Origin of the sequence: Clostridium beijerinckii, assembly GCF_036699995.1 — a bacterium.
Classification (GTDB): Bacteria; Bacillota; Clostridia; order Clostridiales; family Clostridiaceae; genus Clostridium; species Clostridium helianthi.
On record NZ_CP144906.1, the window covers coordinates 275929 to 298371 of the forward strand.

Annotated in this window: 17 protein-coding genes and 1 other annotated feature; of the genes, 9 read left to right on the forward strand and 8 right to left on the reverse strand. The window is 30.0% G+C overall.

The window, feature by feature from the left end:
• Nucleotides 1-119: 119 nt before the first annotated feature.
• Nucleotides 120-731 carry a TetR/AcrR family transcriptional regulator gene (locus tag PZA12_RS01355; RefSeq protein WP_078116918.1) on the reverse strand — a complete coding sequence of 204 codons (612 nt, stop codon included), beginning with the start codon at nucleotides 729-731 and terminating at the stop codon, nucleotides 120-122.
• A gap of 129 nt (nucleotides 732-860) precedes the next feature.
• Here PZA12_RS01355 and PZA12_RS01360 point away from each other — a divergent pair, with 129 nt between their 5' ends.
• Both PZA12_RS01360 and PZA12_RS01365 read left to right on the forward strand, forming a co-directional pair.
• Nucleotides 861-2066: an alpha/beta hydrolase family protein gene (locus PZA12_RS01360; protein ID WP_078116919.1), complete on the forward strand. Its 1206-nt coding sequence runs from the start codon at nucleotides 861-863 to the stop codon at nucleotides 2064-2066.
• A gap of 46 nt (nucleotides 2067-2112) precedes the next feature.
• Entirely contained in the window at nucleotides 2113-2664 is a 552-nt protein-coding gene (locus PZA12_RS01365) for a flavodoxin family protein (protein ID WP_103698143.1), read from the forward strand.
• A gap of 209 nt (nucleotides 2665-2873) precedes the next feature.
• On the opposite strand, the gene PZA12_RS01370 is transcribed toward PZA12_RS01365, so the two are convergent.
• From PZA12_RS01370 to PZA12_RS01385, 4 genes are all read right to left on the reverse strand, one after another.
• Complete coding sequence (locus PZA12_RS01370) at nucleotides 2874-4193, reverse strand: CynX/NimT family MFS transporter (protein WP_078116920.1); 1320 nt, start codon at nucleotides 4191-4193, stop codon at nucleotides 2874-2876.
• A gap of 32 nt (nucleotides 4194-4225) precedes the next feature.
• Nucleotides 4226-4621, reverse strand: coding sequence for a metal-dependent transcriptional regulator (locus PZA12_RS01375; RefSeq protein ID WP_077837240.1), 396 nt, complete (start codon nucleotides 4619-4621; stop codon nucleotides 4226-4228).
• Between the two features lie 82 nt (nucleotides 4622-4703).
• Nucleotides 4704-4955, reverse strand: a complete 252-nt coding sequence (locus PZA12_RS01380) for a hypothetical protein (RefSeq protein ID WP_078116921.1) — start codon at nucleotides 4953-4955, stop codon at nucleotides 4704-4706.
• 388 nt (nucleotides 4956-5343) lie between these two features.
• Nucleotides 5344-5817: a MarR family winged helix-turn-helix transcriptional regulator gene (locus PZA12_RS01385; RefSeq protein ID WP_078116922.1), complete on the reverse strand. Its 474-nt coding sequence runs from the start codon at nucleotides 5815-5817 to the stop codon at nucleotides 5344-5346.
• Between the two features lie 456 nt (nucleotides 5818-6273).
• Between PZA12_RS01385 and PZA12_RS01390 the strand changes: the two genes are divergently transcribed.
• Nucleotides 6274-8535 carry a glycogen/starch/alpha-glucan phosphorylase gene (locus PZA12_RS01390; RefSeq protein WP_078116923.1) on the forward strand — a complete coding sequence of 754 codons (2262 nt, stop codon included), beginning with the start codon at nucleotides 6274-6276 and terminating at the stop codon, nucleotides 8533-8535.
• A 133-nt stretch (nucleotides 8536-8668) separates the two neighbouring features.
• Here PZA12_RS01390 and PZA12_RS01395 read toward each other — a convergent pair whose 3' ends face one another.
• Complete coding sequence (locus tag PZA12_RS01395; protein ID WP_077837235.1) at nucleotides 8669-9340, reverse strand: helix-turn-helix domain-containing protein; 672 nt, start codon at nucleotides 9338-9340, stop codon at nucleotides 8669-8671.
• 326 nt (nucleotides 9341-9666) lie between these two features.
• Between PZA12_RS01395 and PZA12_RS01400 the strand changes: the two genes are divergently transcribed.
• The 3 genes from PZA12_RS01400 to PZA12_RS01410 all read left to right on the forward strand — a co-directional run bounded on the left by PZA12_RS01400 (nucleotide 9667) and on the right by PZA12_RS01410 (nucleotide 12984).
• Complete coding sequence (locus PZA12_RS01400) at nucleotides 9667-11670, forward strand: methyl-accepting chemotaxis protein (protein ID WP_078116924.1); 2004 nt, start codon at nucleotides 9667-9669, stop codon at nucleotides 11668-11670.
• Between the two features lie 152 nt (nucleotides 11671-11822).
• Nucleotides 11823-12410: a rubrerythrin gene (rbr, locus tag PZA12_RS01405; RefSeq protein ID WP_065417016.1), complete on the forward strand. Its 588-nt coding sequence runs from the start codon at nucleotides 11823-11825 to the stop codon at nucleotides 12408-12410.
• Nucleotides 12411-12567: 157 nt separating this feature from the next.
• Nucleotides 12568-12984 carry a hypothetical protein gene (locus PZA12_RS01410; RefSeq protein WP_077842310.1) on the forward strand — a complete coding sequence of 139 codons (417 nt, stop codon included), beginning with the start codon at nucleotides 12568-12570 and terminating at the stop codon, nucleotides 12982-12984.
• An 83-nt stretch (nucleotides 12985-13067) separates the two neighbouring features.
• Here PZA12_RS01410 and PZA12_RS01415 read toward each other — a convergent pair whose 3' ends face one another.
• Nucleotides 13068-13685 carry a HutD family protein gene (locus PZA12_RS01415; protein ID WP_078116925.1) on the reverse strand — a complete coding sequence of 206 codons (618 nt, stop codon included), beginning with the start codon at nucleotides 13683-13685 and terminating at the stop codon, nucleotides 13068-13070.
• Between the two features lie 281 nt (nucleotides 13686-13966).
• Here PZA12_RS01415 and PZA12_RS01420 point away from each other — a divergent pair, with 281 nt between their 5' ends.
• Together PZA12_RS01420 and PZA12_RS01425 are read left to right on the forward strand one after the other, a co-directional pair.
• The gene (locus PZA12_RS01420) at nucleotides 13967-14557 is read left to right on the forward strand and encodes a 5-formyltetrahydrofolate cyclo-ligase (RefSeq protein WP_078116926.1); all 591 of its coding nucleotides are present in this window, start codon (nucleotides 13967-13969) and stop codon (nucleotides 14555-14557) included.
• A gap of 34 nt (nucleotides 14558-14591) precedes the next feature.
• Nucleotides 14592-17201, forward strand: a complete 2610-nt coding sequence (locus tag PZA12_RS01425) for a hypothetical protein (protein ID WP_078116927.1) — start codon at nucleotides 14592-14594, stop codon at nucleotides 17199-17201.
• 149 nt (nucleotides 17202-17350) lie between these two features.
• Here the strand turns inward: PZA12_RS01425 and thrS are convergent, their stop codons facing one another.
• Nucleotides 17351-19282, reverse strand: a complete 1932-nt coding sequence (gene thrS / locus PZA12_RS01430) for a threonine--tRNA ligase (RefSeq protein WP_103698142.1) — start codon at nucleotides 19280-19282, stop codon at nucleotides 17351-17353.
• A gap of 128 nt (nucleotides 19283-19410) precedes the next feature.
• Nucleotides 19411-19675: a binding site (T-box leader), on the reverse strand.
• A 204-nt stretch (nucleotides 19676-19879) separates the two neighbouring features.
• On the opposite strand from thrS, the gene PZA12_RS01435 reads away from it, so the two are divergent.
• Complete coding sequence (locus tag PZA12_RS01435; RefSeq protein ID WP_103698141.1) at nucleotides 19880-22357, forward strand: methyl-accepting chemotaxis protein; 2478 nt, start codon at nucleotides 19880-19882, stop codon at nucleotides 22355-22357.
• Nucleotides 22358-22443: the final 86 nt, after the last annotated feature.

The window sequence follows — 22443 nt, forward strand, 5'->3', positions numbered from 1 at the left end:
TGCTTCTTTTATTTTGGAAACTAATTATAGTAAAGAATATTTAGTGGGGATTAAGATTCAAGATGTTTCGTCTAAGGGAAGGGGGGCAGGAATAAAGGTAGTAAGAGCAGCAGACAAAATTAATCTTTATTCAGCATTCCTACATAGCCATTTTTAAAATAAGATCTAAATAAATAAGACATTTTCTCTGAATCATGAGTACAGTTTGACTTTAACCACCAATCAATAGTACCGATTAAAGCATTAGCGGTAAATAAGAACGCCATTTCTTGAATCTCTGGTGAGCAGTCTTCTTTATTCATTATGAAAGAGCTTCGTAAATTTTCACGTTCTCTAAACATTGAGATAATGTGGCTACGAAGTCTAGATATGAACCATATGTTACATGAATCATCCAGCATTGCCAAATATAATCGACTGTTTTCAGCAAAGTGTTCAAATAGTTTCACCCATGGATCAGATCTTTGTTCTTCATTAAGATACTTAAGGCTGGATTTTGGAGGGCCTAAATCTTTCTTCATTATTTCCATTGCGTCTTCAAAAATTTTTAGTACAACATCGTATTTATCTTGATAATACCTATAAAAAGTAGAACGATTAATCATAGCTCTATTAGTGATATCACCAACTGTAATGTTATCAAAGTGTTTTTCAGAAATAAGATCAATAAGTGCATCCCTTATTTGTTGATGTGTCCGTTTTGTTCGAATATCATGTTTATTCTGCAACATTTTCACTCCTTTGTTGTATATAAAACAAACTATAAGTATTGTTGGTTGAATACAAATCTGTATCTGATATATTTTAATTATAGCAACAACGTGTTACATAAACAATAAATACTGTAAAGGAGAATTACTATGAATAATTTGATTTTTAAAGACGATCAATTTGCATCAAAGGTATTGGGACTTCTTGGAGACACTGCTTTCAAAGCTGCAGATATAGGCGAGGTGGTTTCAACAGCAGAAAGAATTAAAGAAGGAGATTATGAGAGCTGGTGCGAAGAATGGACCAAAACAGCCAAGCGTTTGCAAAAAGTTGCAGAGGATAGCTATTCAGATGGTCACTTGATAAGTGCAAGAAAAGCCTATCTTAGAGCTTCTAATTATTATAGAATTGCAGAATTCTACCTTCATGAAAATCCAGAGAATCCAAAGATAGATGAGTTATACAACGCAAGCTTAGATTGCTTTTCCCATGTTATGAAACTTAATAAGCCTCTTATTGAAGAAGTGAAAATCCCCTATGAAAATACAACACTTACAGGACATTTTTATAAATTAGAGGATTCAGAGGAGCCTAAACCAGTTTTAATTGCTATGACTGGCTTTGATGGAACAAAGGAAGCATTTTACGGAATGGCAATGGATGCACTTGAACACGGTATGCATTGTATTACTTTTGAGGGACCAGGACAAGGAGAGGCTGTACATAAACAGCAACTATTTTTCAGACATGACTACGAGAAAGTTATAACCCCAGTAGTAGACTATCTGTTTACAAGAAAGGAAATAGATCCAAAGAGAATTATCTTATGGGGGCAAAGTTTAGGCGGGTATCTTGCTCCTAGAGCAGCAGCTTTTGAACATCGACTTGCAGGCTGCATAGCTAATGGAGGAGTATATGACTTTTTAGGTGGATTTACAAGTATCTTTAATATGCCAAGAGAAGAATTTTTAAATTTCGCACTTTCTGATTCAGAGGGATTTAATAAAGCTGTTAGGGAAAAAATGGAATCAAACTCAAAAGCAAAATGGAGCTTTTCACATGGTATGTATGTATTTGGTGTAAATACCCCTGCTGAATTCATTCTAAAGGTTGGAAATTTTTATATGAAAGGATTAGCAGAAAAAATACAGTGCCCTACCTTAATCGTTGATTCGGAAAATGACAAGCTTCTTAGAGATCAAGCAAGGCAATTGTATGAGGAGATTACCTGCCATAAAGATTTTATTTTATTTACAGCTGAAGAAGGTGCTGAATTCCATTGCCAAGCTGGAGCTAAATTAATTGCAAATGAACGTATTTTCAGTTGGATTGAAAAGATCCTAAGGAATATATAGATAACATAAGATTTAAATTTTTATATTTATTAAGGAGAGATGAAAAATGTCAAAAGTGGTTATTTTTAAGGGTAGTCCAAGAAAGAATGGGTATACTACAAAATTATTAGATCAAGTAGCAAAAGGAGCAAAATCAAAAGGTGCTGAGGTTATTGAATTTGATTTAAATAACACTGAAATTCGTGGATGTCAAGGATGTTTCTATTGTCGTACTCATGATAGCTGTGCTGTTAATGATTATTTGCAGCCAATGTATAAAGCTATTGCGGAGGCAGATGCTATTGTATTTGGTTCCCCAATATATATGTACCAAATTACAGGTCAGGCAAAAACTTGGTTAGATCGTACATTTCCAATGGTTGAAGAGCTTCCAAATAAGTTTATTCCTAGACATCCAGGTAAAAAGTTAATAACTGTATTTGCTCAAGGAAGCTTAGATTCTAAAAAAGGTGCAGAAGCGATTAAATATGTTAATAATATTTTTGACGTATTTGGTTGGAAATTAGAGGATTGCATCCACTACTGTGGAACCGATGATGAAATATTTAATGAGTTATCTTTAAGAGCATTTAAGGATGGAGAAAATTTGATTGAATAAGTGCAGTTTGAAAGTTTAACTTTTGTATATAAGATATTGACATAACACCATCATGCAGGAAGAGAATTTCTGCTACAGTCAGCTGCTATAATGTGTGATTGCTAGCTGTAGTGGAAAAAGGTGGTTTTCATATGAAAACCACCTTTTGGGATGTTATTTTTAAATTAAAAACAGTTTATAGCATTAATCTATATTATAAGATAGAAGATTTAGATGGTGGCTTTATTGTCAGTATTTTTACTAACATAAAGATTGCGCGATGCGCCTAGACCGGCCAATAAGCATAACCCGGCAGCACCGATTAAGATAATAAGTGGTAACGTCCAGTTGTTAACCGCATCATGCAGAAAACCAAAAAGCATCGGCCCGAAAGCAGCGAGCAAGTAGCCTCCTGATTGTGCCATGCCGGACAGTCTTGCTGCCTCATCTGCATTTCTTGTACGAGAGCTAAAAAATATAAGAGCTAAGCAAAAAGTAAGCGCTCCGCCAATACCTAATATAATCATCCATAGTGCTGTAAGCTCTGTTTCTCCGAGGAATATCCCCAAAAGCCCTACCAAAACACATAGGGAAGCAGTGATAACTAATGGACGTTGATTAGCCTTACGCCCAGCAAGTACAGAACCAACAAACGATGTAGGGAGAGATACTAGTTGGTAAAGGGAGAGCATCCATCCTGCTTTGCTTGAATCCATACCTTGATGAACTAAAATAGCTGGTAACCACGCAATCATGCAATAGAGTAGCATAGACTGCAATCCCATATATACTGTCACTTGCCATGCTAAAGGAGATTTCCAGAGATTGATCTTATTAATACTATTTGCCTCAACGATCTCCATTTTATCTTTTTTTTCGTGGACGTCTTTGGCCTTTATTCTAATGCCATTATGAACCGTTCTTTGAACAATAGATATTTTTTGTTTTCTTCGTGTAATTTGAGGTATCCAGAGGATAATGGATAAGAAACTAAGTGCAGCCCAAATGCTTAAGGCTACTCCCCATCCTAATCCTGATTCTGAAGCAACGGGGACACTGATACCGGATGCTATAGCGCCAAAAAGGCCCATGGAAGCAGTATAGATGCCCGTCATTACACCGACCCGTTCAGGGAATTCGTGTTTTATTAAGCTGGGAATCAGCACATTACCTACAGAAATGGATAATCCAAGGATTACTGTACCAAGAAACAGTCCTAAATCTCCAAACAACGAACGTAATATAATTCCCAAAGTCAGGAAAATAAGTGACCAAAAAAGCACTAACTTAGTGCCAAATTTTCGCGCCAAATTTGGAGCGAAAGGTGAAAATCCTGCAAAAGCGAATAACGGAAGTGTTGTAATCATACCCGCTAATGTATTTGAAATATGTAAGCTTCTACGAATTTCATCGATCAACGGGCCAACTGCTGTTAAAGGTGCACGCAAATTCGCTGCAGTAAATGTAATTACGATTATCAGCATTATTTGTATAGATCTTCTTGAATATGGATGTAGGTTCTTTTTGTGTTCATTACGTAATTGATTCATTTATATAGTTTCTCCTTAAAATTATCATATGTTTATACTTGATTTAAATATTTTTTTAAAGCAAAAGTAGCTTCATCACTGATAATATGCTCCATTTTGCAGGCATCTTCACTTGCTGTTTGCTCATTAACATTGCAATAGGCAATTAAGAATTGTTTTATTAGCTGAAACTTAGCTATAATTATTTGACCTTGTTTACGTCCTTCATCAGTGAGATGGATTTCCCCGCCTAAAGGCTTAACAACTAATCCGGCCTCTTGCAAGATAGCCACAGCATTATTAATACTTGGCTTTGAAAATCCTAAATAAGCAGCAAGGTCAATCGAACGTACCGATTGTGTTTTTTCAGATAACTTATATATGGCTTTTAAATATTCTTCTTTTGAAGGACTAAGTTTTTTCTGGGAATAACGCCTATTTTGATACATCACTGATCCTCCTTGCATTAATTATAGATTAAAGCGTATTGGTGGTATACACTTTGGTATAATTCTTCATTTGTCTTATTTTTTAGAGCCCATCAAATTTATTATTTTCCAATTTGTTATTGGAAAGATTCGTTGGTGGAAATATCGGACATTCATATGGATAAGAACCAAAGAGAACGCATGAGGATAAAGAAGTATAGATAGCCCATAAACTCATTTCAGTAGTCCATAAACCTCTTTCATCAGCATTAAGTGTTTTATGTTTATGCTTTCTCTTACTCACTTTACTATTATCAAAACTCAGAAATGACTTTAATGATTTTTTCTTTTTCATATTATATCCTCCTAACTTAATTGTGATGAAAAGTGTATAGCATCCATACACATGTATAAAATTTTAATTGAAAAATTTAATTTTGCTTATCATGAATGAGAAAAATTCCAATTCATGTTTGGAGGCATTTTGTGGTTCATATCTAACTATATTTGCAACAATAGAATGGTAGTTCACATAGTTACTATGAGTTTCCTGCTTTGATTATAGATAAATGGTGTATGGTTGCCATATGCTTGGGGATAATTGTTTATATATTCACTTATATATTTTGCAATTATCAGAAGTCATATCTGACCTCTGATAATTTTCTCTTTTTGATATTAGCATTTTCTAGCTTAAATTATAATAAAAATGAATATAGAAGCCATACACTTGCGTAAAGTATTTATTCATCAAAGTTTTCATTAAAAGATTTAACTTTGTTTATCATAGACGATAAAAAGTTTGACAAAAATTCTAATTCATATTCGGAAGAATTTTGTAGCTCATCTTCAAACATACTGTTCAAAATAGAATGATAGTACATATGGTTACTATGAGCTTTTTTACCTTTTTCACTCAGACTCAACGAATATCTAGATAAATTAAGATTATCAATTTCCTTTACAACCAGAGCCTTTCTCTCTAGCTTTTTGAGGATTTCGGAAACAGACCCTTTTGTTACTCCTAGAATATCTGCTAATCCACCAACATGAATACCAGGATGTTCAGCAATGGCCTTTATTATATGAATTTCAGAGTGAAAAATTGGCACATCAGTTCCGAAATAGCGTGTCTTTTTATCAAGATCGATTAAGGCAAATGCTAAATCAAGAGAATCATATGCAATTTTATGTTTGTTATCTATAAATCTATCCATGCCAATAGTATATGGCTACCATACGCTTTTGTCAAGTGACTGTTGAATTAATATTTCTTATATTGTAACGAAATGATATATAGTAGAGCAAATGCTAAAAGCCACTTTTGTAAAAGGGGAAAAAATATTTTAAAAATAGGTTTACAAATTTGCTAAAAAATAATATTTCATATATATGGATGAAATAAAATTTAAAGGAAATTCATTAACATGAAAGAGAAAAGATATACACATTAAAAAAGGCAGCTATGCTGCATATAAGAACAGTTTTATTAATATATTTGTAGCATAAATTGCTTTTAGAGGAATTTATAAATGTGAAATTCATATGATAAATATACAAAATATAATAGGAATATACAATCAGCTTAAATGTAAATTGATATAATAAGGCTAAATCGAAGGTATTACTCATGAGTATAAAAATAAATAATTTATTTAAGGTGGGAAAATTATATGCTAGAAAAGAATTTAAACGAAATCTTAAAGAAAAGGTTTAATAAGATAGTGAGAGAAGCGAGTAATGAAGAAATCTATTTAGCATTATTAGAGTTAACAAAAGGAACTATTAAGAAAAAGGGTGTTAATAAAGGTAAAAGAAAATTATATTATATTTCTGCTGAATTTTTAATTGGTAAATTACTATCAAATAACTTAATTAACTTAGGTCTTTATAAAGATATTAAAGATATTTTAGGTAGAAATGGTAAAGAATTAGCTGAAATTGAAGAAGTTGAATTAGAACCCTCATTAGGAAATGGCGGACTTGGAAGATTAGCAGCTTGCTTCATAGATTCTATTGCAACTTTAGGTTTAAATGCAGATGGTGTAGGATTAAACTATCATTTCGGATTATTCAAACAAGTTTTTGAAGACCATAAGCAAAAGGCTGTTAAGAATCCATGGATAACAAGTGAAGGTTGGTTAAATAAATCTGATATTAAGTTTGAAGTTCCATTTGCAGGATTCACAGTCACTTCAACACTTTATGATATAGATGTAACTGGATATGATCAAGAAGTATCAAATAAACTTCGTCTATTTGATGTAGATACAATAGATGAAACTTTAGTTAAAGAAGGAATTGATTTTGACAAAGAAGATATTAAGAAGAACTTAACATTATTCTTATATCCTGATGATAGTGATGAGGCTGGACGCTTATTAAGAATATATCAACAATATTTTATGGTTAGCAATGCTGCACAATTAATATTACTTGAAGCAGATAAAAATGGGTATGATCTTCATAAATTACATGAACATGTTGTTGTTCAAATCAATGATACGCATCCATCTATGGTTATTCCTGAATTGATAAGGCTGCTTGGAGAAAGAGGAATACCTATGTCAGAAGCCATTGAAATAGTATCTAAGACTTGTGCTTATACTAATCATACAATATTAGCAGAAGCTTTAGAAAAGTGGCCAATAGCTTATTTGCAAAAGGTTGTTCCACACTTATTACCAATTATCAGAGAATTGGACAATCAAGTTAAACTTAAATTTAAAGATGAAAAAGTTGCTATTATAGATGAAGATATGAGAGTGCATATGGCTCATATGGATATTCACTATGGATATAGCGTAAATGGTGTTGCAGCTCTCCATACTGATATATTGAAAGAAGAAGAGCTAAAGCCATTCTATGATATATATCCAGAGAAATTCAATAATAAAACTAATGGAATAACCTTCAGAAGATGGTTAATTCATTGTAATAACAAACTTGCTAGTTATATTTCAGAGCTTATTGGAGATGGATATAAGAAAGATGCTGCTAAGCTAGAAGAATTAGCGAAGTTCATAAATGATGAGATAGTGTTAAATAAGATTGGGGAAATTAAAAAAGAAAATAAGATTGAATTAAAGGAATATTTAAAAGAAACACAAGGGATAGAAATTGATGAAAATTCTATCTTCGATATTCAAATCAAAAGGCTTCATGAGTATAAGAGACAACAAATGAATGCACTTTATATCATTTATAAGTATCTAGATATAAAGAAAGGAAATAAGCCAACTACTCCTATAACAATGATATTTGGAGCTAAGGCTGCGCCAGCTTATGTAATTGCACAAGATATAATTCATGTTATTCTTTGTCTGCAAGAAATAATTAATAATAATCCAGAAGTTAATAAATATTTAAAAGTTGTTATGGTTGAAAACTATAACGTGACTAAGGCTTCTAAGTTAATACCTGCTTGTGATGTTTCAGAGCAAATCTCGCTTGCATCTAAAGAAGCATCAGGTACTGGTAACATGAAGTTTATGCTAAATGGTGCATTAACTTTAGGAACCGAAGATGGAGCTAATGTTGAAATTCATGAATTAGTTGGAGATGATAATATCTATATATTTGGTGAATCTTCTGAAAAAGTTATCGAGCATTATAAGAATGCAGATTATGTTTCTAAGGAATTCTATAAAAAGCCAGCAATCAAAGAATTGGTTGACTTTATCATAAGTGATGACATGATAAAAGTTGGTGATGAAGAAAATCTTACAAGACTTCATAAAGAATTAGTTAATAAAGACTGGTTTATGACTTTACTTGATGTCGAGGATTATATAAACACAAAAGATATGGTATTTAAAGATTATGAAGATAGAAAGGCTTGGAATAAAAAAGTGTTAATGAATATTAGCAAAGCAGGATTTTTCTCTTCAGATCGCACGATTGCTCAATACAATGAAGATATTTGGAAATTATAATTTATAAATAGAATAATAATTTAGTTTAAGTGGTATCGATACCGGTTTGCAGCAAATTAAACTAATAAGAAAGACTAAAAATTTGAGTGTTCAAGTTTTTAGTCTTCTTTTTATTAAAGTAAAAGTTTGTTTATTATCCAAAATTATTGTTTCTATATTCAGAAGGTGAAACACCAGTAAATGATTTAAATACTTTATGGAAATGACTTTGATCATGAAAACCTAAGGTTAAACCTATTTCTAAAATACTGCTAGTCGTAGTTACAAGCAATACTTTAGCCCTATCAATTCTTATTTTTTTTGCATACTTCATAATAGTCATGCCCATATGTTTCTTAAAGCAATCTGATATATAGCCTTCAGATAGATTTAATTCTCTAGACAATTTTTTTAATGAGATTTGGCTTTCAATATTAAGATGTAAGTGTTTCAGAATTCTATTTATAACAAAGTTATCTTTTACTTCAACGTCATTTATAAGGAGATTAATGTATGTATCTATCATTTGTATTTCAATGGTTTGCAAATCTTCTATAGTGTTAAGAGTAGGGATTAAAGTATAGAATTTGTTATATATGGGATGAAGATATCTTGTTAAAATGCCATTTTCGACTATTTCTCTAGTATACATAGCATTCCAAATAAGCAAATCGTTTTTCTTATCTTGTATAGATATCTCATCGGAAATTTCATCTAAATGCTTTTTTTTAACTATTTCTAAGATTTGTGGTTTTGCTCTAAGTTTTATTAGAAATGATATGTCATTATTAAAAATACTCATATCTGACATGAATGAATTGTCCAAGATAATTTCCTCCCCACATTCCACTGATATTATATATATACATATTATATTAAAGATATACAAGCACAATCAAGTATTAGTGAGTAAGGCAGATGTAATTAATTAAGACGCATGTGGTAAATAAAGTATAATTTTCGACTTGATTTTATGATAAAAATTAATAATATTATAGTATATATGTAAAGAAATTGAACCCTCAGTGCGATAATAAAAAGAATATGTAAATTGTTATTGTAAAAATTAAGAGGGAGAATAATGCAAATAGATAACAGATTTGATTAAGTTAAATTGTTATTTATTCAATTTTATGAAAAGGGGTAATAGTAATGAAAACGAAAAAGTTTAGGGTTAACACTATTCGCAGCAAACTAGTTATTAGCTTAATAGGAATTTGTGTGATTCCCCTAATAATATTAGGTTATGGTGCCAATATACAGGCTAAATCAATCCTTAATGAAAAACTGAAATTAACAAGTCAGCAAACACTTTTAGAAGTAAACGATGGAATCAGTAACTATTTTGATGGATTCAGTAATATGATAACTATGACATCCACAGATTATAACTTTGTTAACAGTGATAAGAGTGAGCAAGCAGCATACATACCAGAAAGTCTAAAGAATTTAAAAGAAAGTAATAGTAATATTTTCAGTTCATATTTTGCAACTACTGATGGAAAGTTTGATATATATCCTAACATTAAAATGCCAGAAGGATTTAATCCCAAAGAAAGGCCTTGGTACAAACAGGCTGTAGATAATAAAGGAAAAACAATAATAACGTTACCGTTTACTGATGCTCAGACAGGAAAAAATGTTGTGTCTATTGCAAAGACAGTAGAAAGAGATGGAAAAGTCATAGGAGTTTGCGCTATGAATGTTTCCTTAGAGACACTTACAGAAAAAATAAGTACGAAGAAAATAGGAAAAACTGGATATGTTTTTATTTCTGACGTAGAAGGTAAAAATATGATAGCTCATCCCAATAAAGATTTATTAGGAACTGATGCAGCATCTAAGCAATCTTTTTGGAATGATGCTAAAAATAATGAAAAAGGATTTATAACGTATACCTTTAACAATGCAAATAAGTTTGGAGTATATGAAACTAATGATATTACAGGTTGGAAATTAGTAGCGACGTTAGATGAAAAAGAATTATCAAATGATACAAATTCAATACGAACTACAACTTTAATTATAGTAGTAGTTATATGTTTGATTTCGATAGTCTTATCTTTATTATTAAGTAAAGGAATAGCACATAATATTAAGAAATTAAAAGAAGTATTTGAAAAAGCCTCAAGGGGAGATTTAACTGTGTCTATGACTTCGTCTACAAAAGATGAATTTATGGATCTAGCTAATTCCTTCAATGAAATGCTAAAGAATATTTCAGAGCTTATGAATAATGTAACTAAATCATCAAAAACAGTTTTGGAAACGTCATCGAATCTTGCAAGCATGTCTGAGGAAGTAACTGCATCTATAGGAGAGGTTGCAAAAGCAATAGAAGAGGTATCAGAAGGGGCGACAAATCAATCGCAAAATGCTCAAAACGGAGTTTCAGAAATGAATGATTTATCTAATAGATTAGATAAAATAAGTGTAAATTCTAATGAGATGGATAAACTCTCAGCAAGTACCAAAGAATTAGGCGCTAAAGGATTATCTATGATAGATACATTAATAGAGAAATCGAAGAAAACTAAGATAGCTACAGGTGAAGTTGATAGTATAGTTAAGGATATGGATGAAAGTACTAGAAAGATAAATACTATATCTGAAACAATTTCGCAAATAACAGAGCAAACTAATTTATTGGCATTAAACGCAAGTATAGAATCTGCACGTGCAGGGGAGGCCGGAAAAGGTTTTGCAGTTGTGGCAGAGGAAATAAGAAAACTTGCAGAACAATCAAAATCATCAACAGAAGAAATCAAAGTTATTATTACAAATATTCAGAGTAAATCTGATACAGCAGTTAAAGCAATTAAATCTACAGAAAGTGTAGTGACAGAGCAAGATTTAGCAGTAGGAAAGACACAGGAGATATTTAGCGAAATCCTTAGATCAATTGAAACAATGATAAGCAAGGTTGATGAGATAAAGACTTCTATTATTGATGTTGATGAGAAAAAGAAAAAAGCGGTATTAGAAATTGAGAATATATCGCTAATATCACAGGAAACTGCTTCAGCTTCAGAAGAAGTAACTGCATCAACAGAGGAAATAACTGCAGTTATGGATAGGTTCACAAAATATGCGGATGAGCTGCAATTATTGGCAGAAAAGTTAGATGAAGAAATAAGTAAGTTTAAAATGATATAGGGAGAATCACAGGTTGAATTGGATGTAAGAATCTAATTCAACTTGTTCTTTATTTATAGGAATGATAATGAATGAAAGTTAAAAGTATCCTAGATAATTTGATTATTTAGTGGTATCATTATATAGAGAATTGGTATATTGGAGGTATGATTATGAAGAGTTTAAAAGGAAGCAAAACAGCAGTAAATTTAATGAAATCATTTGCAGGGGAAAGCCAAGCTAGAACTAGATATACTTATTATTCTAGTATTGCTAAAAAAGAAGGGTTTGTGCAAATTGCGAACATATTCTTAGAAACAGCAGAACAAGAAAAAGAACATGCAAAAAGGTTTTATAAATTTCTTAAGGATGATTATGTTGACGAGCAGATAGAAATACAAGCATCTTACCCAGTCTCATTCCACGAAAGTACATTGAAAAACTTACTTGCAGCAGCTTCAGGCGAAAATGAAGAATGGACAGACCTTTATCCAAGTTTTGCAAAAACAGCTGAAGAGGAAGGATATCCAGAAATTGCAGTAGTTTATAGAAAGATAAGTGAAGTTGAAGCACGACATGAGGCTAGATATAAAAAACTAGCTAAAAATATTGAAGATGGAACAGTATTTAAGAAGGATGAAGTAACTCTTTGGAAGTGTGGCAATTGCGGATTTATATATGAAGGCAAAGAAGCACCAGCTGCATGTCCTGCATGTGCACATCCACAAGCATACTTTGAAGTGTTTGTTGAAAATTATTAATATAGAAATCAAATAGACATACATTAAGGAAGCACTTATATTTAAGTTTAAATTAAGTGTTTCCTTTTTTTGTATTGGTATTTTTGAAAATTTAGACAGTTCATATTTACCGTGTTAAAATAAAAGAAGTAATAAAAATAAGACAGATGGTGAGTATATGATTAAAGCTAAATTAGAAAAGAATAAAAGTGGAAAAATAATATTTAAATTAAAAATAGACAGCGATTATAAAGAAAATATTTTATTTAAAAGAGCTATCATGGAAGCAAAAGAAATTAAGGGACGATATCAATATGAAGTACCTCTAAGATTCTTTATTCCAATATGTAAGAATGTAGGCAGAGAGAATTTAGTATTAGATAAGAGATGCATATTATCTTATTTGGAATTCTCAGATTACTATGATGAAAATTATTATACAGATATAGATGCTACCGCAAAGTATATGAAAAAATGGAGAGAAGAAGGTTGTCCTGACATTTATAGAATAACTATAGATAAAGATAGTTATGAAATAACAAAGGAGGTAGTCTTTAAGAAGCCTAAGGTAGTAATTAAGGACTTTAATTTATGATATGTATTTAAAAAGAGAAATAAAAAGGAATTATCTCAAATTAGAAGTAATTTGAGATAATTCCTTTTTAATGCATTTTAGTATTATTGGCTATAAATTGCGCTTGCTATTATATTAGTAATTTCTAATGAATTGCTAGAGAGTAAAAATTCATGTATAGAACTTAGGCTTAAGGATTTAAGTAATAGCAGATCATTAGTATTAGCTTTGAAAATTTTATTGTTAATAGTAAATTTAAAGCTACCACTTACAACATAAAAACAAATGGCTATAAGTTCCTTATCTAATGGAACTTGATGTTTGAATACACACTTTTTTCTAGGCGTAATATTTAAATGAACTAATTCACCATTATAATTCTCTCTTGTCATTAAGTTAAAAACAGAAGCTTTTCCATAAGTTTTTGTTTTCCAATCACCCATGAAGCTATCTTGTTCAAAGGCTTTTAGTAATTTCTTATATTTATTTTCATGATCAAGGGTTATTTTGCCTTCAGTAACCATAAATTTACGTGAAACATTTGTAAGATTGCTAAAAGTAGATTCCGGTATATCAATTTTAGCTATACCAAGTCTCCATAAGAAGTTCCTGCTTGCATAATCAGAATCTACTGGATATGTTATTAATTCTGTCGCCATTCCACCAGACCAAAATGTCGGCTTATAGCTCTTTTCTCTTATTAATTCAACATCGTAGTTCATAAATTACTCTCCCTTTATTTATCACATATTTTATGTTCATTATATTAAAAGATATATGTATAATCAATAAAGATAAGTACAATATAAAGCATAATTAATTTTGCTACTATGTAAGGTTTACTATTTTTAGATATATAAAGAATAGACATAAGATGTTTTAGTAAGTAAAATTAAAATAATAAGTAAAGTGAATAGCTAGATAAAATATCTATAGATTTATTAGTTTGAGAACAATATGAAGTTCATGATTGATATGAAGTATAATTATAGGAGTTGTTTGTATGGAAAACTTTATTAATAAGAAAATACTAAGAAAAGAAATTTTAGATAAGAGAAAAAAAATAGATGTAACAGAAAAAGAAAAAATAGATGAAAGAATATTAGAAACAGTTTATAGTAGCGAGTACTATAAATTGGCAAAAAATATTTTTGTTTATATATCGTTTGACACTGAAATAAATACAAGAGATTTTATAAAGGAATCATTAAATAATGATAAAAAAATTTATGTTCCAAGGACGGAAATTAAAACTAAACTTATGGATGCAGTAGAAATTAAATCACTGGATAATTTGTTGGAGAGTTCATACGGAATACCAGAACCATCTATAGATGATCCCTATATTGATCCAAACGAACTTGATTTAATTATAGTTCCAGGCGTAGCTTTTGACAGGCGTGGGGGGAGAGTTGGCTATGGAGCAGGTTTTTATGATAGATATTTCAAGAAAATTAACAAAGATAATATAAAAAGAATTGCCAAATTAGCATTAGCATATGATTTTCAAGTACTTGATAAAGTTCCAACCAGTTATCATGACGTACCAGTAGATTATATTATAACTGAAAAAGAATTTATAAAGTTGGAATAATGTAATGCCGGATTAAAATAAATAGGGGGAATATATGGAATACATTGAGAGTAATTTTGGTTACCTAAAAGGAACCCAAATAGAAAAGTACTACGATCATCTGATAAAAGCAGAATTTTTATGCGAGTATTATCCGATAGTTACAAAGATTATTGTTAGAAAAGTAATAGAAATGCTTTTAAGGGATATAGCGCAGGACAGTGGAGTTGATATGAATGTTTCTGCACTTACATTATTAAATAGTATTAAGTTAAAGTCTAATATTTCTTTTTCAGAAGAAATTTATAATAGTATAGAGATTATATTGGCTAACGGATATGAGAACATTTCCAAAAGAGATAGAAATAGAAAGATACCTAAACATCCAATAGAAATTTTAAAGATAGCTCAAAAGGTTCTATATTACTATTTGAAAGAAAAAGAAAATTTGATACTAGATATAAAGAATTTAAGTTTTAGTGCTCCTAGTACTATAGAATATATGAGGAAAGAACTTTTAAAGATCAATAACGATATTGCTCAAAGAGAAAATTTAATCAATAATCTTAGGGCAAAGATTCTTGAGGTAGATAGTTCTCCAAAGCGAATAAGTGAAATAAATAACATCATAATACTAATAAAAGAAGAAAAAGCTTATTTAGAAGAAATCCAAGATATATTAAATAGAAAAGTAGAAATGCAAAATAAATGTGTATTGAATATGGAAACGGATTATAAAACATATGAAAAAAAGCTTAATGAAATGAAAATTAAGTTTAATGAAAATGAAGAACTTCTTCTTGAAAAAGAGGGGCAGCTTCTGAAGGCTGAGATACAAAATCAAGAATTGAAAATATCGACTGAGGAGTTAGATGACGAAGATGAATCAATAAAAAGTATGAAAGTATCACTGGATGAAGAATTAAGAACATTAAGACACGCATATGAAAGTTTATTAAACTTAACAGAAGAATATAATAATATTGTTGAAACAATAGAATTTTCATATGATAATGAATTAAAAAAAGAATTGGAAGCTAAAAAGAACAGTATCCAAATAAAAATAAATTTTGAGGATGCTGTATTTAACGAGAATATAATTATTTACAATAAAAATATAGTGGAGTATAGAAGAAAAGCGTTAATATTTAAAGAACTAGTAAATGAAAATATAAAACGAGAAATTAGGCATGAAAAATTTTATGATGGATTTTTAAGACTATCAGGAAAAGAGCTTAAAATCGTATATACAATCATTAATAATATTACTTCAAGTTTCAATTTGATAAGTAAACCTAAGGAATTATTGGGAAGATATAATGAAGATAAGTTTTTAGAATTACTAAATAGAAATTTAGAGAATTTAAAAAACATTAATGATAATGAAATAAAGCTAATTTTATATTATAAATTAATAAGTTTGTCAAATGCTCCTTATGGGAAGGTATATAATAGAAGAAAGTTTGTACAGACATTGGATTCTATGGTAGAGAAAGCTTATGCTGTTTTAGTGCCCAAAAAGGATTTTAAAGCAAGAGCAATAAAATTAGATGCAATAAATGAATATTATATGAATAGAACTATATGGGCATTAAAAAATAAAGGCTCAAATACACATATTACAGAAGAGCTTATAGAAAAGATTTATGATATGGTTATAAAATTAAAACAGAGACCAGAAAATAAAGAGAAAAGATTTTACTATGAAAAACTTGATTTGGATGTTATGACGGAGGCGGCCATTAAATCAGCTATAAAATCTCAACCATATACATTTCTACATATGATAGCAGACTTAGCAAGCATTGATTCATATAAGGATATGTCTAGTATTATATTTCAAATTGAAAATTTAATTGAGAAAAGATCTTTGATTAAAGATTTTTCTAATGCTTATTTTATGGTTCTATTATATTTATCTAGCGATGCAGTAGTGATAAGTCAAAACCAGCAAGAAGAATTATTACCATTAGTAGTAATGTTAATAACGAGTACAAGTTCAGCCTCAGATAGTGATTTTATAAATTTAGAAGGTTATAATGATTTGGTTAAGTTGTGGAAACAAAAACAACAAAAATATAACGATATCTTTATGAAGAAAGAGGAAGAGGAAAATAGCTTAGGTCTAATAATGAGAGAAAAATTAGAATTAGAAATTAATCAGAAAGAATTATCAGAATCATATGACTCATTAATGAGAAGGTATGGAAGCTACGAGAGTGAATTCAAAAATCTAGTTATGAATTCAGAAAAAAGAGTTCTCTTGCCATCATATTTTTACTATGATGATTTGTGCAATAAAAAGAAGTTAGCAGAAAAGCATATTAATGAATCAAAAAATAAAATTGGAACATTGAAAAGCATGTTTTCTATAGAGGTTTGGAAGGATCAAGCGAATAAGTTTATTAATGAATCCAATATGCTAGAAGCTGAAAAGTTGCTAATTAAAGAAGCAAAGCAAAAGCCTTACTTTAAAAAAGAATATTCGGTTTTCTTAGAATTAGAAGATCAAATTCAAAAAGTGAATGAATCTATAGAAAAAAATAAGGAGATGCTGAAAAGCAAAGATGCACTAGTTGATAATATAGGAAGTAAAATTATTGACTTGCAGAAGCAGTTAACTACTATGAAGAATGCGTATATGGACATAGAAAGTGGTTACTAAAAGATTGATTTCAGATATATAATTAAGATTTACCGAGTATTATATTATTTTACAGAAAGAGCATGAGTCTATACTCAGTAAAAAATTTTGTGTAAACTAAAAAAAGAGGACGCCTTATTTACAAGGGCATCCTCATTTTTATATAAATTTTATAATTCTTTATTCTCTATTTCTTTAACTATTCTCTCGATAAACGCATCTAATTTAACAGCGCCTTCATCGTCATTCTTTCTGCTTCTTACAGATACTTCATTATTAGCAGCTTCTTTTTCTCCAACAACTAAAATGTAAGGAGTTCTTTCAAGTCTAGCTTCTCTAATCTTATAACCAATCTTTTCAGCTCTATAATCAGTTTCAACTCTAATACCTTTATTCTTTAAGGCTTTTGTAACTGCTTCAGCATAATCATTGTACTTATCAGAGATTGGTAATACTTTGGCTTGAACTGGAGATAACCATGTTGGGAAAGCACCAGCGTATTCTTCTATAAGCATAGCTAAAGTTCTTTCATAACATCCAATTGATGATCTATGGATTATATAAGGTCGTTTCTTTTCTCCGTCTTTATCTACATAACTCATATCAAATCTTTCAGCTAAAGCAAAGTCAATTTGAACTGTGAATAAAGTATCTTCTTTACCATGAACATTTCTAAATTGTAAATCAAGTTTTGGACCATAGAAGGCAGCTTCATCATCAGCTTCAACATAATTAATATTTAAGTGATCTAGGATATTTCTCATTGTATCTTGAGTCTTATTCCAAGCATCAGGATCATTGATATATTTTTCAGTATTATTTGGATCCCATTTAGAGAATCTATAAGTTATCTTTTCAGCGATTCCTAAAGTTCCCATTAAATATTGAATTAATTCAAGAACGCCCTTAAATTCTTCTTCTAATTGTTCAGGTGTAACAACTAAATGACCATCAGCTAAAGTGAATTGTCTAACTCTTATAAGACCATGCATTTCACCTGAAGCTTCATTTCTAAATAAAGTAGAAGTTTCACCGTATCTTAGTGGAAGATCTCTATAACTGTGTTGTTCAGCATTATAGATTGTATATTGGAATGGGCAAGTCATTGGTCTTAAAGCAAATACTTCATCGTCCTTTTCTTCATCACCTAATACAAACATACCATCTTTGTAATGATCCCAGTGACCAGAAATTTTATACAAATCGCTTTTAGCCATAAGTGGAGTCTTAGTTAAAAGATATCCTCTTTTTTCTTCTTCATCTTCAACCCATCTTTGAAGAAGTTGAACTATTTTTGCTCCTTTAGGCATTAATAATGGAAGCCCTTGACCTACATTTTCATCAGTTGTAAACAACTTTAACTCTCTACCAAGCTTATTGTGATCTCTCTTTTTAGCTTCTTCTAAAGCTTCTAGGAAAGCATCTAAGTCTGCTTTCTTTAAGAATGCAGTACCATAGATTCTTGTAAGCATCTTATTTTTTTCATTACCCTTCCAATAAGCACCAGCACTTCTAGTAAGTTTAATTGCTTTAACTGATTTTATTGACATAAGATGAGGACCAGCACATAAGTCTGTGAAATCACCCATTTTATAGAATGAGATTATTTCATTTTCAGGAAGATCGTTTATTAATTCAACTTTGTAAGGTTCATCCTTCATTAATTCTAAAGCTTCATTTCTTGGAAGCTCAAATCTAGATATTTCTGGATTTTCCTTAATTATTTTTTGCATTTCTGCTTCAAGCTTTTCTAAGTCTGCAGCAGTAAATGCACTTTCTCTATCGAAATCATAGTAGAAGCCAGTTGCAATTGAAGGCCCTATAGCTAATTTTGTTTCAGGGAATAGTCTTTTTACAGCATAAGCTAAAACGTGAGATATGCTATGTCTTAGGGCATCTTTACCTTCTTGAGAGTCAAATGTGCATATGCTTAACTCAACATCTTCATTTATTTCTTTTCTAAGGTCTTCAACTTTTCCATTAACTATACCGCAGCAAGCATTTCTAGCTAAACCTTCGCTAATTGATTTGGCAATTTCATAAATAGATAAACCAGCTTCTAATTCTTTAATTGATCCATCTTTTAAAGTTACTTTTATCATTTTAAAACTCCTTTCAAATTTAAAACAATTTTGTTTCGGTGACTTGATAAATTTTAATAATAATATTGTTAAAAAAATTTATTATCAAAATCATACACTTTTGCAAACAAAAAAACCTCATCTCTAATAATAGAGACGAAGTAATATCCGTGGTTCCACTCTAATTACCTAGAAGAAACTGATTAAAATAGGCTAAATAAATGAAACATTAAAAATCTTTCTAAAAATCAGTTAAATAGGTCACTTGAATTTATCGTAACGTGATAATTACGGGCTTTATTAGAGCCACTCAGAGGTGGTTTTCAGTCTAAATTTATATAAGAATAATCGCACCAACATATTCTCTCTCTGAAAAATAAGATTTTAGCTTACTGTCCTCATCAACGTGTTTATTTATTATATTAATATTCTTAATTATAAGCACCTGATTTTTAGATGTCAACTAATTAACAAAAAAAATACAAAAGATATTAAGAATCTCAGAATATATTGGAGATTTTAACAAGATTATAATAAGGCTTTAACCTAGAATTTATTAAAATCAAATAAAATTTATGTATATTAGGTTGTATTTAGTATTTTTTTCAGGAGGTAAAGATGAATAGAAGTATTAAAAGTATAAAAGTTAAAATTATTATGTTCCTAATACCAATGTTATTAATTGCATTTATAGCTTTGTCGGGAATAGGATATAGGTTTGCGAGTAAATCATTAAAAGAGAGTAACTTAAATGTAATGGAAGAAATGACGAAAACTGCTGCATCACGAGCAGATGATCAAATAAAAAGTGAGATTAGGAACCTTGAAGTAATTGCAAGCAATCCGATAATAACGGATAAGAATGTACAGATAGAAGAAAAAATTCAAATACTTAAACCAGCATTGAAAACAGTTGGACAATTAGAAATGAGCATAAGTGATAAAGATGGAAATTCAATAGATACTTTAGGAAATAAGAAATCAATAAAGACAACACAAAGTTTCATGAAATCAATAAATGGTGAAAATTCAATAACCAATCCATATATAGATCCAATCACAAAGAAAAAAGTCATATCATATTCAGTACCTATCAAAGATTCTTCAAATAGGATTATAGGAATTATTACCTCGATAAAAGATTGCAAAGATTTTGCTTCTTTAAACAAAGAAACTAATTTTTTGAAAACGGGAAATTTATTAATTGTAGATAGTAATGGTAATTTTATAGTTTCAGAAGATGAGAGCTTGGTAAATGAGAATAAAAATATAACCAATATGACATCTGATAAAGAAAATTTACAAGATCTAAATAACATAGGAAAAAGTATGACAATTGGGACTCAATCTGGAACAGGAAAATATACTTATGAGGGTAAAGAAAGATATATATCATATAGCCCAATAGGAAAAACAGGTCTTGCCATAGGAATTACAGTAGAAGAAAAAGACCTACTAAGTGCATTAAACAGTCTAGCTTTCATTGATATTATAGTGACTGTTATTATGACGCTACTAATATTGACTATTATAATAGGCTTCACAATTATAGTTGTAAACAGGTTACTTGGGGCAAAATATTATGTAGATAGTATTGCTAAAGGTGATTTTTATACTAAAGTTGATAATAAATATACTAAAGGTAATGATGAAATAAGTGAAATATGCCTAAGTGTAAGTCAAGCTAAGGAATCAGTAGGAAAAATGATAGAGGCAGTAAGAGAGGATTCAAATATAGTTAGAGAAGGTTCTGTATCATTAAATCAAATTGCAGAAGAACTATCAATTCTTACAGAGGAAATATCAGCATCCATAGGAGAGGTTTCTAATAATACTAATAAACAAAGCCATGACTTTGTACAGATAAGTACTAAGCTTGAAAACTTTGGTGAAAATATAACTGAAGTTAAGAATAATGTTCATTCAATTAATGAAGATATTGCAATAATCAATGATAAATCATTAAAAGGAACTAAAAATATAAAAGAATTAAACGGTGGAATTATAAGTGTTAATGATAGTTTCGAAAAGTTTTTAATCAGTATAGAGTATATACAAGGTGATATGAAAAATGTTAATGGAATTACGAATATTATCAATGGGATATCTGAACAAATAAATCTTTTAGCACTAAATGCAGCAATTGAAGCAGCTAGTGCAGGAGAAGCAGGACGAGGGTTTAGCGTAATAGCATTAGAAGTGAAAAAGCTTTCAGACAAAAGTAAGGAGTCTGCACAGAATATTTATAAGATAATAAATAGACTCATAAATATAATAAATAAACTTGTAGAAGAGTCTAAAAATATGGAGAGTGAGTTGCATGAGCAGAAGGAAATGATTTATAATGCATCAAGTTCATTTTCAGAAATAGCACTGCTAGTTAAAGAAATAGCACCTAAAGTATCTAATATAGATAGTGTGTTTAATAATATTAATCACAGCAAAGATTTAATAGTTGAAACTGTATATGAATTATCAGGAGAAATAACAGAGACATCAAATTCCTTGGAACAAGTAACGAATTCATCAGTGCAGCTTGCACGACTTGCAGAGAAAGTTAACAGTAGTTCTGATATTTTACTAGATAGAGCAGATGATTTGCTTCAAAAAGTTAATCAATTTAAAATCAAAGAAGAAGATTTAGCAAGAGATACTAGCATATCTGAACAAAATTCAAAAGCAAATAATCAATATGAAGAAAAATCATATTCCAGTGGGGGAGGAGAGTTAGACACTAAGAATAAGAGGTTAGAAAAAACGAATTTATTAAATAAGTTTGAAGACTCAATAGATAGTGATCAATATGAAAGAAATCTAGATCTTGATTTGGAAAAAGAATTAAAGGAACTATCAATGTTACCAGAGGAAGAAATTAATTTGGAATTTAGCAATTATGGGACAAGTGATTTGGATTTATCACTGGCAGAACACTTTGTTGATTTAAGTGTATCTCCGCTAGAAAAGTTGGAAGTAGATACATCAACTAAAGATTTTGGATGGGGATGTTCGAAGATAACAGAAATTAAAGAATATATTAAGCAAAAAGATGAGGGAGAATGCTCGGAGGATGATTTAGGAAGATATAATATATCATAGTTTCTTATATAAATATATCTAAAAAATCATAGTAAATGTATAAAATTTAATATTGATTTAATATATTGAATAGATGTATAATATTG